This is a genomic window from Moraxella sp. 179-F 1C4 NHS (assembly GCF_045370505.1).
GTDB lineage: Bacteria > Pseudomonadota > Gammaproteobacteria > Pseudomonadales > Moraxellaceae > Faucicola > Faucicola tetraodonis.
On record NZ_JBIQEC010000030.1, the window covers coordinates 1 to 12,887 of the forward strand.

Below are 12,887 nucleotides of genomic sequence, written 5' to 3' on the forward strand. Positions count from 1 at the left end.
CTGATTGAACCTTTCGTCGCTAAGATTGCTTGCTAATTCAAAGCCTTAGGGTATAGCTTATGTCGAACTGGGGTTAAATCTATAAATTATTTGTCATGCGGCATAATGTCGCACCCGACTACAAAATACTATGATTAGTATTGCGTTGCTGCTACCATCTTCTCATACCATGTCAAAGATGGTGATAGTTGAATGAGTAATAGTTTATGGGTCTCTTGAGGGTAGTATTTTAAAGTGGGCTCGTTCATCGCTTTACTTATTTAATTGTCTTTTATATGGCTTTTTATATGCCTTTATCAAGGTATTATCAACCCTCATTGGTGGGCACGGTGTTTACACTTTTTTGTCTCATTGCCTTGATGAGCATGATTTGTCGTACCTAACCCGTGCTTGATACGCTATGATATGTCCATTGATTTTATCGTTACTGTTAACCAACCATGTCTGAAACTTCTGCTGTCAACCAAACCCTTCGTCACTATGCCGCTATGGCAAAGCGACCGATTTATATGGCATGGGGACTGTCAGTTGTGTCCACGCTGGTATTGATTGTGCAGTCTTGGCTGATTGCGGTCATCTTTGCAGATTGGTTAACACAAATTACCCATCACCGCCCTGCCACTGACGTATTTTTTGATTATCTGCCGTGGCTGATGGGATGTCTGTTGCTACGTCCTTTACTGCATTTTTGCAAAGACCAGCTGGCGTTAGACGCGGGACTACAAGTAGCCAGCATCCTACGAAAAACGCTAGTTGAAAAACTGGCACAAGTAGGTGCGGCGCGCGACCAGTATGGCAGTGATGGCGGGCTTGCCAGTATGGTGATTGAGCAATGTGACGCCTTAACGGGCTATGTCAGCCGTTTTTATCTGCAGCGACTGATTGTGGTGACCACGCCTATCATGCTATTAGTCGCCGCTGCGACCCAAAGCTGGATAGCGACGCTGATTTTACTGCTGACCGCACCGCTAGTCCCTGTATTTATGGTATTAATTGGTCATGCCACCGCCCGTAAAAGTCGGCAACAATTTGCCGCGATGGCACAGCTAAGCGGGCGATTTTTGGATTGGTTACGTGGTACAGCGACACTGCAACGGCTGGATGCTGTTGGGCACGCCAGTCAAGATATCGATGCTTCAGCCGAAGCCTACCGTATGCGCACCATGTCGGTGCTCAAAATTGCGTTTTTAAACACCGCAGCGCTAGAACTGTTAGCCGCGCTGTCGATTGCGCTACTTGCCGTGTATTTGGGTTTTGGTTTAATCGGTATTTTACCCTGGCAAAAAAACACGGTGCCTGTGCCTTACCAGTCGGCGCTATTTTTGCTGCTGTTGGCACCCGAATTTTATGCCCCGCTACGTCAATTGGGCGCGGATTATCATGTCAAAGCGCAAGCGGAAGGTGCGATTGCCGAATTATCACCGTTGTTAGCTTTTCAGCCAGCGGAAAAAACAAAAGCTAATCATTTTTTGTTAACCGCACCCCCTGCCATTGACGCAGATAATATTTGGGTCAATCATCAGCAGCGCACACGACTGGCGCCGTTAAGTTTTGCTATTGCCGCAGGGGAACGGTTGGCGATTGTCGGTCAAAGTGGCAGCGGCAAATCCACCCTTTTGCAAATTTTTTTGGGTTTTTGTGCCTATCAAGGCGATATCTTTATTGATAACCAAAATTTTAACACCATCAATTCCACGCAATTTCGCCACCAAATCGCCTATTTGTCGCAGCAAACCATGCTACTGCCGATGACTATCGCCGATAATTTACGCCTTCCCGACCCAACCGCCAGTGATGACAAACTATGGCAAATTCTTGCGCAAGTGGGATTAAAACCTTTGATAAAAGCCCTGCCAAATCAGCTAGATACTCAGTTGGGTGAGCGTGGTAGCGGCTTGTCGGGTGGGCAGCAGCGGCGACTGGCAATCGCCCAGTTACTCTTGCAAGACGCGCACCTTTGGCTACTCGATGAACCCACTGAGCATTTAGATAGTGATACCGCAGCCGAGATTAATGGGTTATTACAACAAGTGACGAGGGGTAAAACCGTGTTATGGGTGACGCACGATGCCACAAACCTGCCTTGGCTGGATCGGCAAATAAGCCTTGATATTGCATCTACTTTGGCGAAGGCGTAACGGTATGACAGCCCCTAATAGTGAAAAAAATAGCGAAAATAAACTTGCTAGTGAAAATAGGCTTATTAGTCAAAATAGCCTTGTCAAAACTCACCGGCAAAAAAAAGCAAACAGTCATCAAACCTTTCGTTTAACCCAGCTATTTAGCACGCAGCTAGATAAATGGCTCATTGCTGCCTGTTTAGGCATAATGACTGCGTTATCGGTGATTGGGCTATTGATGACGTCAGGGTGGTTTATTTCTGCGGCAGCAATGGCGGGGATGGTAGCGCTGGGCTCACACAGTTTTAATTATCTGGTACCGGCAGCGATTATCCGTGTGATGGCGATGGTACGTACCGCAGGACGCTATGGTGAAATGATGGTATCCCACCATGCGGTGTTTGGTTTGTTGCAGCGGCTGCGAGTGCGGTTTTTTAACCAGTTTGCACGGCTGCCACTGGCAAACTTATCAAGTACCCTACAATCTACCCATGCCATGCACCGTTTAACCCATGATATTGAGGTGCTCAATGAGTTGCCACTGCGCGTGGTATCACCTTGGCTAGTCGCGACAACTGCTAGTTTGCTAGTAGCCATTTTACTTTATCAATATGATGTTAACCCCGTCCTGATTACCATATTTTTAATCGCAGGTTTGATGCTGCCTGCCATGCTAACATGGTGCAGTATCAAGCACGCTCGCGCTCATCAGGCATTGGCAGAGTCAAGACGCGTCAGTTTGCTCAATCCGCTATCGGCGCTTACCCATTTATTGATTTGGCAGCGCTGGCAATCCGAATTGACTGCTTTTAACAGCGTCGACACTCAACATACGCATCAGCAAAAGCGCATCCAGCGCGCCCAGTCATTGGTCATGCTGATCATGCAGTGGCTGATTGCAGCGGTTTTGGTCGGCTTGTTAGTGGGTTTTTATCACACGCCCCTTGTCATCAGTGTGCCGATGTTGCTTGCGCTATTTCTCGGTATCATGGGGATGACTGACTTGCTAGCACCGTTAGTCACCCATTCGCTAGCCCTTGGCAATAGTTTGGCAGCAAAACATCAACTCAATGAATTACTTAATCCTTCGCTACAACCTAGTCATCATTTAAACCATGATTTAGCCCCTTTACCCATTGATTTTGCGCGCCTAAGTGCACCACTCACACTCACTATCAATCAGCTAGCTGCCAAAATGCCGCAGGCGATTGTCGGTTTCAAAGCTATCAGCTTGACTGCCACCCAAGGCATCCCTGTATTGATTACGGGGCGCTCGGGCGCGGGAAAATCAACACTGTTACAAGTGTTGGCTCATGAACTAGCACCACAACAAGGCAGCATCAAGCTCAATGGGATGGATTGGCTAGCCTTACCCAATACGCCCGCGCTCACAGGTTATTTGGGGCAGCAGATTGATATTTTTGACCAGACCTTGGCGACCAATTTAAGATTGGGCAACGCCGATGCCAGTGATGAACAGCTTTGGCAAGTGCTGGGTAAGGTTGGGCTCAAAGACTGGGCGTGCAGTCAGCCGCTACAATTACAGACCCCACTAGGGGAATACGGACAAGCTATTTCCGGTGGACAAGCCAGACGCATTGCCTTGGCACGGCTATTACTCACCCCCAAAAAAATCTTGCTGCTTGATGAACCGTTTGCGGGACTTGATAAAAAAAGCCGTGAAGCACTGTGGCAAATGCTGGTACGGCATCAGCAGCAAGGCATTTTAATCATTGTCACCCACCATCTTTGGCAAACTGAGTGTCCAATTAATATCGTGCAATTACCTGAGCCTGATGTTTTAATTTAACCTGTGGGGTCAGGTTTGATTTGACAGGCAAAAAAATTGATACAAACATTTTTGAACATTGCTGTGGTCGTTTATGCAAAGCAAATTTTTTTAATCCGGTTGCTATAACCTACCTAGCCCGATTCTGCGTTATCGCTAAGTTTCTGCTGTCTTAATTTTTGTATGATAGTACTATCCAATCAAGGGTTATCAACAACTATATTAACAATCGCAGGAAAACCTATGAACTTAGCAAAATTTAACCCCTCATTTTTAGCCACTGGGCTTAGTGTAGCTCTGCTTAGTGTTGTTACAGGTGCGACAGTCACCGCCTGTGCGAGCACCTCAGCGGCACCACAAGCGCAAAACATGCAAAAACGCCATCCAGCCAATGCCAAGAACTTTGAGCAACACTTACAAGCTATGCAGGCCAACGCCCAAGCAGCCGCCAATGCCAGCATCAGTGCCTCTCAAGCAGTCGCCTTGGTACAAAAACAAGCCGCGAACACACGCATTGTTGGTGTACAATATCATGACAATAGCAACCGACCCAACCCAAATCCTGCCCGTAGCGCCAACAACGCCGATGACAACATTGTCGGCTACCGGGTCATGACCCTTAGTGCGAATGGTCAGCCACAACTGTATATCGTCAATGCCTCTAATGGTCAAGTGAGCCAAGCAACTATGCCATCACGGCCATCACGCCCAGCGCGTCCGCCACAACCCAATAACACCAATAACATGGGCAACCCCAACAACAATCAACCGCCTGCGCCGCCTGCCACCAATATCAGCCTAGAGCGCGCCATGCAATTGGCAGCAAGCCAAGTGGGTGGTGAAGCCATTGGCGCCCATTTGGGTGGGGATAAAGGAGGTAAAATGGGTCATGCTCCTCGTGACGGTCACCGCCGCCCTAACAGAGACCCAAAAATGGGCAATACAGGCATGCCGCCTGCACCAAACCCTGCCCAAAATCAACCACCCAGAACCCCAAGCTATCAGATTGAGGTGGTAAAAGGTAAAGAAGTCTACCATGTTAAAGTTGATGCCCAAACAGGTGCTGTGAGCGATGTCAAATCACTCAACGACTTCAAACGTCGTGCGCCTACTCAGCCATAATTGAGTGCTAAATGGCAACCTTGCCTATGAGCACACCGTCATTCTTAGAATGGCGGTTTTTTGTGTTATAGTCTATTTATTGAACAGTATTCTTGTATAAAGGTAACCCAATGAGAGTATTACTCGTCGAAGATGACGTATTCATTGCCGACAGTCTGATTGATAGTCTAGAAGAAGAAGCGTATGCGGTAGACTGGGCAAAAGATGGGCGAGAAGCGATTTTGACCCTCAAAGTCGAAGCGTATGACATGATTTTGCTGGATTTGGGCTTGCCAGAAATTGACGGCATGAGCGTGTTAGAGACGCTTCGCAGTGCCAAAATCGACACGCCTGTACTGGTGCTGACCGCCCGAGACCAAATCAAAGACCGCGTGAAAGGACTGGATGCTGGGGCAGACGACTATATGACTAAGCCGTTTGCGATGAGTGAATTACTCGCTCGTATGCGTGTATTGGTGCGCCGCTCACAGGGCAATAGCCAAAACACCCTACAAGTCAGCGACTTAACCCTTGATATCAATGCCAAACGCCTCAAACGTGACGGCATAGAAATCGATATTACCGCCAAAGAATACATGCTGCTCACCACTTTTATGAACGCGCCCGATAAAGTGTTTTCAAAAAGTGAATTGGAAAATTCTATCTACAATTGGGAAGCTGGGATAGAAAGCAATGCCATTGAATTTTTAATCTATGGACTGCGCAAAAAAATTGGTCAAAAACGGATTAAAAACATCCGTGGTTTGGGCTGGTATATCAGCGCCGAATCCCAAGACTAACAAAAAGCGATAGAAAAAAGGCTCAAAAATATCCAGACAATGACCGCCAAGTACCCACGAAAATGACCATGGCTAACCCTACAAAAACCGCCCTATCCTTGCAAAAATCGTTGCAAAAATCACTACAAAAACAATTGCTGGTTTGGATACTTGGCACGTTACTATCGATTGGCATTTTGGTACAGATTGCGGTATTTTGCTATACCTATCAAGAGTTTAATACCTCACAAGAAACCAATCTTAGCTATCTTGCTGAGCTGGTTAGCTCGCGCTCAACGGTGCGACCACCCCCGCATGAACTAATTCCCAATAGGCGAAACCTAGATAACAATCTTTTACCGCATGACTTACCACCGCCTATACCGTCTATACCAGCTATGATAGCTTCTGCCCCTAGCAGTAGCACGCCGACCACTGTTTTCTCACCCAATGATGAAAGCAGCGTACTACAGTATCAAGGCGTTAAAGATGGTGTGCAAGTTGATATCTTCCCTGCCCGTTTTGGCAAAATTGACACCAATTTTATTACGCCTATGGCTCATCCGCAATTAATTAACACCCCTATCGGTTTTAGTGAATTAACCCTTGATGGTGAAATTTGGAAAGTCTTTCGTAAAGACACTCCAAGGCGGGTGATTTTTGTGCGTCAACCTGTCGAATGGCAGAAAAAAATTGCCTTAAAATCGGCTTGGCAATCCATTATCCCAATTTTACTAACGACCCTAATGCTGCTTGCACTATTGCCTTGGGTATTAAAGCGCGTATTGCGTCCGATTCAGATATTAGCTAAGCAAATGGCAAAACGTCATGGTCAAGATCTCAGCTTGATCGAGCTACCCACTGACAGCCAACATCGCTCAATTCTGCCCAGCGAGCTGATGCCCTTGGTCATTGAAATCAATGCGTTGTTACAACGGGTTGACACGCATATCCAAAACCAAAATCGCTTTATCGCGGATGCCGCGCATGAGCTACGCTCGCCATTGACCGCAATCTCACTGCAAGTGCAACAACTGCAAAAATACAGTCAAGACGCGGCGATGTATAGCGACCCTGCAAGGCAAGCAAAATTCAAACAAAACATTCATAAACTCGCTGTCAGAGTAGAACACAATCAACATTTGGTGGAACAGCTACTCACCCTTGCCCGTATGGAAGCCCAGCAATCACAGCTGACCGAGTGCACCAACACGCCCACCGATTTAATCGCAGTGCTACGAGAAGCCATCAAACTGCTATTTCCGATTGCCGATAGCAAAGACCAAACCCTATCGGTTGACAACCATCTCACCGCGCTGGGGGGGTCCGCGACGCAGGTCAGTGTAGATGAAACTGCCTTGTTTATCCTCCTCAAAAATTTACTGCAAAATGCCATTTTATACACCCCAACCACAGGCAATATCGCGGTTGTCATTGACCAGATGACTATCGAAGACTTAACGCAGACATCAAGCAGCACCGATTCGACCCATGCCACCCATACCAACTTCGCCAACGCATTGACCCCGACCCCTGTGTTGGTGAACAACGCTAGCAACACACCCAATCACCGCGCAAAACGACTCATCGTCCAAGTTGCCGATACCGGCATTGGCATTGATGCAGCCCATTATCAAGACGTCTTTCAACCTTTTTACCGCGTCAATCAAAATGCGTCGAGCGCATCACTAGCACAAGGACAAACAAGCAGTACACAAACCCATAGTGATACTGCCAAAAAATCTTTTTCCTCCAAAGACACAAGTACCCATTCAGGTTTCACGGTAATTGGCGGTACAGGCTTAGGTTTATCGATTGTTTATCAAATTTGTCAACAAGCCCATATCGATATTTATTTGAGTCCTACGCAAGTGGTTGAGAATAACGCCCAAACCACTGCCACCACCCAAGGCTTAACGGTAACCTTGGTGTTTCAGCCTGCCTCAAAAACAACGTAATTTTATCAAATCATCGCTGCTTTTTTTAAATCATTGCTCAATCTAGTTTTCTCAAACGTATAATTGCGGTATAAAGTACAACAACTATGCTTGGGTAAAACGGAAGTCAACTTTACGATGTTTGATTTTATATTGAAAAAAAATAAAAAAAATGCGCTAGACTCAATGCATGACAAGCCATCGGGTGTGTTTAATAAACTGGTATTTTATAGCAGTTTATTCGCTGTATTGCTTGCGATTATTGAGACAGGGTTTGATTTTAAAGTTTGGTTGCATGGCGTGGCTTCGACGTTTTATTTAATCGTGCTTGGGCTTAATTTTATTGAGTTATTGAGTCAATATGTGCAAAAAGGTATACGCTCAAAGCTTGTGCTAACGTTTGATTTGTCCATTGCTTTATTAGTCATTGCGCTATTGGTGACACATTTTTTTGCCGATAATAGTTCTTTTTTATACAAATTCCTGTTTGAAAAATCGCTGATAAAAATTGCGTTGTTGGTTTCTTTTATTCGTAAGTTATTGGTGATGGAGTTCAGCTTTAAGATAGTCGTTGCCCATCCTGCCCAGTTGTTTATTTTAAGTTTTCTATTGCTTATTTTGCTCGGCACGTTTTTGCTGATGATGCCAAATGCCACTTATGGTCATATTGCGTTTGTTGATGCTTTATTCACTGCCACGAGTGCGGTGTGTATCACAGGTCTGGCGGTAAAAGATACAGGCGCTTTTTTTACCCCATTGGGTCAAATCATTATCATGTGTTTGTTTCAATTGGGCGGCTTAGGGATTTTGACTTTTGCCACTTATTTTAGCTATTTTTTTCGAGGGCGCATCAGTTATCAGACACAGCTACAGATTGGGCATGTGACCTCAGCCAATCGTATGAGTGATGTGCTAAAGACGCTCAAAGTAATTTTTGCGGTCACGTTTGCGGTGGAGTCCGTGGCAGCCATGGCGATTTATCTCAGTATGCTTGATGTCCCTATGAGTATCCATCGCCGCATCTTTTTTTCGGTTTTTCATGCCATCTCTGCATTTTGTAATGCAGGTTTTTCAACGATGAGTGATAGCTTATATGAGTTACAACTGCGCTTTAATTATCCGTTACAAATGGTTGTGGCGGTGACATTTTTATTTGGGGGGTTGGGGTTTGCGATAGTTGCCAATGTCGTGGAATATTTGCGCCATCAGGTGATGCGCCTGTTGTTTCCTAACCGCTCACGATATGGCGCCAAGCCGTGGTTACTGAGTATCAATAGTCGCATTAGTTTAGTAACGACCCTGTCCTTGCTAGTGCTTGCCTTTGTCAGTGTGCTTGCCTTTGAGTGGCAAGGCACCTTAACTGAGCATACCAGTGTCATAGGCAAACTTGTGACAGGGTTTTTTGTGGCAGCTTCACCGCGCTCATCAGGAATCAACGTGGTAGACATGGCACAGCTAGCGCCGCCGACCGTGATGCTTACCATTGCACTGATGTGGGTTGGGGCATCCCCAAACTCTACAGGCGGTGGTATCAAAACCACGACTTTTGCGGTCGCTGTGCTCAATATTGTGTCACTGGCACGCGGCTATTCTCGTATCGAAATATTCCGTCGTGAAATTGCGGATATCTCAGTGAAACGGGCATTTGCGATTATCTGTTTGTCAGTGATTATCATTGCTTTTGGCTGTACGTTAATACGCTGGGCAGAGCCCAACATGAGTATGACAGAAGTGTTATTTGAAAGTGTTTCTGCTTACACCACCACAGGTTTAAGCTTAGGCATCACCCCGCATTTAAGTGCGTTTAGCAAATCCGTACTGATTGGGCTGATGTTTTGTGGACGGGTTGGGGCATTGACCATCTTAATTGCCTTATTAAATCGCCCAAGGCATCAAAGCTATCGCTATCCTAGCGAAGAGATTATTATCACCTAAAGATAAATTGATAAGGTATAGATATGAAATACATCATCGTCGGTCTAGGCAATTTTGGCTCATCACTTGCCACCAAACTCACCAGTCAAGGACATGAGGTCATTGGTATTGATATCGACATGGATAAAGTTGAGCGCTACAAAGAATCCATTTCGCACACGATTTGTATCGATTCTACCAGTGAAAATGCCGTCTCGGGGTTACCCATTGCCCAAACAGATGTGGTGCTCATTACCATTGGCGAAGACCAAGGGCAAAACGTGATGGTCACTGCCCTATTCAAAAATCTTAATGCCAAATACATCATTAGCCGAGCGATTAACCCACTGCATGAAAAAGTGCTACAAGCATTGGGGGTTGATGATATCATCCAGCCCGAAAACGAGGCAGCAACGCACTGGGCAAAAAAACTGTCGCTAAATGGCTTAATTGATTCGTTTGAGCTCGATAACGATTATAGTATCGTTCAAATACAGACACCGCCTACATTTTACGGTAAAACAGTTCACGCACTTGATTTAATCAATCAATTTAATGTGATGCTGTTAACCACCATTTCATTTCACCAAAACCAATTTGGATTTGGTCGAAATCAAACTAAATCCAAAATTGATGGCATTGTGCATCCAGATTTTGTCATTGAGCCTGATACGGTTTTAGTATTATTTGGGGAAACCAATGACTTAAGACGGCTGTTCAAGCATATGCACGCCTCCCAGAATTCATAACAATAGCCCATCAAAGCATTTAGTCGTTGTGGCTAATTTTTTGATTTTCGCTAGGTTTCTTGTGTTTTAACAACGGCTTGCAAGGTCGAAAGCCGTCAGCCAAAATTTTTGGTCACAAAATGGTCAGTTTTAGTCACAAGCGTTTGGTCACGTTAGTTTTATTTAAATATTAAAAATAGATATCTTTTCAACTTAACAATCAAAATCAATTTTCCTAATCACATCAAGATAAAAATTTATAAAACAATATATTTTTTAAAATCAATAGCTTGGTGTAAAATTTAAGCCAAAAAAAACCTCAAATCAGGGGAGATTTGAGGCATAAAACTTTAAAAATTTTGTTTTTTAACACTTATCTTTTTATCAAAGAAAAAGTGGCGCAGCGGACGGGACTCGAACCCGCGACCCCCGGCGTGACAGGCCGGTATTCTAACCAACTGAACTACCACTGCACGGTAGCTGATAGCGATGATATAGGTTGGTGGGTCGTGACGGGTTCGAACCGCCGACATTCTGCGTGTAAGGCAGACGCTCTACCAACTGAGCTAACGACCCTGATAGGCAATCTATAAGCCAATCAAGTTGCTTCAATATCATCGAAGTGACGCGTATTATATAGACTTGTCATGGATTGTCAACTAGTTATTTAAAGATTTTTTCGATATCTTTTTGCAAGCTTGGCATCGCTTTTTCAAATTGGCTTGTGTCACCTATCAAGGTCGGCATCATCACCTGCACAAACTCACTGGAAACTTGCGATTGTTTACTCAAGATGCGTTGTCCCATTGGGGTCTCATAAAATTGGTTGAGGGCATCGACTTCAGCTTGGGTATAGGTTCTTTTGGCAATCGCTTGATAAGCTTGTTGCAGTTGCTGTTTAGAGATGGGTTGGTCTAATTGCTGTCCCAAGATGGTGCTATATTTAACAAAGATATTTTTAAGTTGTTTTTGCGCATGACGGCTAAAAATACCCGCATTTTCATCTGTAGGCAATTCTTGAGGTAGCCCTTTCATCATACTGGCCGCTTGCTGACGTTGGGCAATCATTTCATCAATCATTTTATCGATATGTAGCACCTTGATAAGCTTGTCAAGCGATGCATCCGTGGGCTGGGTTTGCAATTCGTTGATAGTCGTAACTGGTGGTTGAGCACTAACTGGGTTGTTCTGAATGATTAATTCGGCGTAAGCAGGATGAACCAGCATAGTCATGCTAGATGATACCAATAAGGCTAGCCCTGCTAACTTTTTAGCGGTTAATGACCATAATAGGCGTAACGGTTTGTTGGATTTTTTAGAGAGATATTTATGACGCATTTTTCTGTCTACTCGATATCACATTGGGGAATGTTGTTACTTTGAAAACGCAATGCTTTACGCATCTGTGCGGCTTTTTGGCGGCATTCTTGCGGGCTATCTTTGATTTCAAGGGGTGGTACACGGGTGGGCTTGCCATATTTATCCACCGCTACCATGGTAAAGTAACAACTGTTGGTATGGCGTATCGTACGGTTTTGGATATTTTCTGCCTGCACTCGAATACCCACTTCCATCGAAGTTTTGCCCACATAATTGACGCTTGCCAAAAAGGTGACTAACTCCCCTACATGAATCGGCTCACGAAAAATCACTTGATCCACCGATAGCGTCACCACGTAGCTACCGCTATAGCGACTGGCACAAGCATAAGCCACTTGGTCAAGCATTTTTAATAAATCACCGCCATGCACATTGCCGGTGAAATTTGCCAAATCAGGCGTCATCAGCACAGACATGGTAAGTTCGTTTTGTAAAGGGGCAACTTGCAAATTTTGCTGTAATTCAACGGAATTAGCCACAATGAAGATCCTTCTTAATTCATATAACAACTATTATAAAAAATTATCAACCTTAGCATAGCTGTGAATCAACATAGCGAGCGGTGAGAACGTAGCTAGGAGGCAAGGTAGCTAGGACGCAACTTGGCCAATACAGCGATGCATTAACCGCTAAACTAGCAAATTCGTCTTATCATCACAATAGCCAATCAGTAACTGACTGATTACTAGCCAAAATCTCGTTGAATAATAAAAAAATTCGAATATTTGTGATATAGGGCTTGACAGTCACGGTTAATTTGCTAAAATACGCACCACTTAAACGCTGCGATGATTTTTGCAGGTTTAACAAAAAATTCTACCGCTTATTCTCCAATAGCTCAGTCGGTAGAGCAATGGACTGTTAATCCATGTGTCCCTGGTTCGAGCCCAGGTTGGAGAGCCATATTAAGAAGACCTTTAACATCGCTTGTTAAAGGTCTTTTTTTATCTAGCATTATTGCTATAAATCATTTTGCATCATGAACTTTATTAATATTTTTTGCTAAAAAATGCTTGACTCATTTTTTAAATCTCAGTAATATACGCACCACTTGATTATCTGTTCTCCAATAGCTCAGTCGGTAGAGCAATGGACTGTTAATCCATGTGTCCCTGGTTCGAGCCCAGGTTGGAGAGCCA

Annotated in this window: 9 protein-coding genes and 4 tRNA genes; 9 read left to right on the plus strand and 4 right to left on the minus strand. The window is 44.7% G+C overall.

Annotated features, from left to right (window positions below; genetic code table 11):
• Positions 1 to 440: 440 nt before the first annotated feature.
• The 7 genes from cydD (at position 441) to ACH0AB_RS10635 (ending at position 10,389) form a co-directional block, all read left to right on the plus strand.
• The gene (gene cydD, locus ACH0AB_RS10605; RefSeq protein WP_406878134.1) at positions 441 to 2,138 is read left to right on the plus strand and encodes a thiol reductant ABC exporter subunit CydD; all 1,698 of its coding nucleotides are present in this window, start codon (positions 441 to 443) and stop codon (positions 2,136 to 2,138) included.
• Between the two features lie 4 nt (positions 2,139 to 2,142).
• Positions 2,143 to 3,930, plus strand: coding sequence for an amino acid ABC transporter ATP-binding/permease protein (locus ACH0AB_RS10610; protein WP_406878135.1), 1,788 nt, complete (start codon positions 2,143 to 2,145; stop codon positions 3,928 to 3,930).
• A gap of 222 nt (positions 3,931 to 4,152) precedes the next feature.
• On the plus strand, positions 4,153 to 5,031 hold the full coding sequence (locus ACH0AB_RS10615; protein ID WP_406878136.1) for a PepSY domain-containing protein: 879 nt from the start codon (positions 4,153 to 4,155) through the stop codon (positions 5,029 to 5,031).
• A gap of 110 nt (positions 5,032 to 5,141) precedes the next feature.
• Positions 5,142 to 5,810 carry a response regulator gene (locus tag ACH0AB_RS10620; protein ID WP_050324180.1) on the plus strand — a complete coding sequence of 223 codons (669 nt, stop codon included), beginning with the start codon at positions 5,142 to 5,144 and terminating at the stop codon, positions 5,808 to 5,810.
• A gap of 68 nt (positions 5,811 to 5,878) precedes the next feature.
• A complete protein-coding gene (locus tag ACH0AB_RS10625) occupies positions 5,879 to 7,747 on the plus strand; it encodes a sensor histidine kinase (RefSeq protein ID WP_406878137.1) in 1,869 nt (622 codons plus the stop codon).
• A gap of 132 nt (positions 7,748 to 7,879) precedes the next feature.
• A complete protein-coding gene (locus tag ACH0AB_RS10630; protein WP_406878138.1) occupies positions 7,880 to 9,661 on the plus strand; it encodes a TrkH family potassium uptake protein in 1,782 nt (593 codons plus the stop codon).
• Between the two features lie 23 nt (positions 9,662 to 9,684).
• Complete coding sequence (locus ACH0AB_RS10635) at positions 9,685 to 10,389, plus strand: potassium channel family protein (protein ID WP_007116311.1); 705 nt, start codon at positions 9,685 to 9,687, stop codon at positions 10,387 to 10,389.
• Positions 10,390 to 10,764: 375 nt separating this feature from the next.
• Here the strand turns inward: ACH0AB_RS10635 and ACH0AB_RS10640 are convergent.
• From ACH0AB_RS10640 to ACH0AB_RS10655, 4 genes are all read right to left on the minus strand, one after another.
• Positions 10,765 to 10,841 (minus strand) — tRNA-Asp (locus ACH0AB_RS10640).
• A 27-nt stretch (positions 10,842 to 10,868) separates the two neighbouring features.
• Positions 10,869 to 10,944 (minus strand) — tRNA-Val (locus tag ACH0AB_RS10645).
• Positions 10,945 to 11,031: 87 nt separating this feature from the next.
• On the minus strand, positions 11,032 to 11,706 hold the full coding sequence (locus tag ACH0AB_RS10650; RefSeq protein WP_406878139.1) for a DUF2059 domain-containing protein: 675 nt from the start codon (positions 11,704 to 11,706) through the stop codon (positions 11,032 to 11,034).
• A gap of 8 nt (positions 11,707 to 11,714) precedes the next feature.
• Positions 11,715 to 12,164: an acyl-CoA thioesterase gene (locus tag ACH0AB_RS10655; protein ID WP_050772869.1), complete on the minus strand. Its 450-nt coding sequence runs from the start codon at positions 12,162 to 12,164 to the stop codon at positions 11,715 to 11,717.
• Positions 12,165 to 12,575: 411 nt separating this feature from the next.
• On the opposite strand from ACH0AB_RS10655, the gene ACH0AB_RS10660 reads away from it, so the two are divergent.
• Both ACH0AB_RS10660 and ACH0AB_RS10665 read left to right on the plus strand, forming a co-directional pair.
• Positions 12,576 to 12,651, plus strand: a tRNA-Asn gene (locus ACH0AB_RS10660).
• A 160-nt stretch (positions 12,652 to 12,811) separates the two neighbouring features.
• Positions 12,812 to 12,887 (plus strand) — tRNA-Asn (locus tag ACH0AB_RS10665).

What these genes read in the sequence shown, in the direction of transcription:
- cydD (WP_406878134.1), top strand. Translation starts at nt 441, where the DNA reads ATGTCTGAAACTTCTGCTGTCAACCAAACCCTTCGTCACTATGCCGCT.
- ACH0AB_RS10610 (WP_406878135.1), top strand. Translation starts at nt 2,143, where the DNA reads ATGACAGCCCCTAATAGTGAAAAAAATAGCGAAAATAAACTTGCTAGT.
- ACH0AB_RS10615 (WP_406878136.1), top strand. Translation starts at nt 4,153, where the DNA reads ATGAACTTAGCAAAATTTAACCCCTCATTTTTAGCCACTGGGCTTAGT.
- ACH0AB_RS10620 (WP_050324180.1), top strand. Translation starts at nt 5,142, where the DNA reads ATGAGAGTATTACTCGTCGAAGATGACGTATTCATTGCCGACAGTCTG.
- ACH0AB_RS10625 (WP_406878137.1), top strand. Translation starts at nt 5,879, where the DNA reads ATGGCTAACCCTACAAAAACCGCCCTATCCTTGCAAAAATCGTTGCAA.
- ACH0AB_RS10635 (WP_007116311.1), top strand. Translation starts at nt 9,685, where the DNA reads ATGAAATACATCATCGTCGGTCTAGGCAATTTTGGCTCATCACTTGCC.
- ACH0AB_RS10650 (WP_406878139.1), bottom strand. Translation starts at nt 11,706, where the DNA reads ATGCGTCATAAATATCTCTCTAAAAAATCCAACAAACCGTTACGCCTA.
- ACH0AB_RS10655 (WP_050772869.1), bottom strand. Translation starts at nt 12,164, where the DNA reads ATGTCTGTGCTGATGACGCCTGATTTGGCAAATTTCACCGGCAATGTG.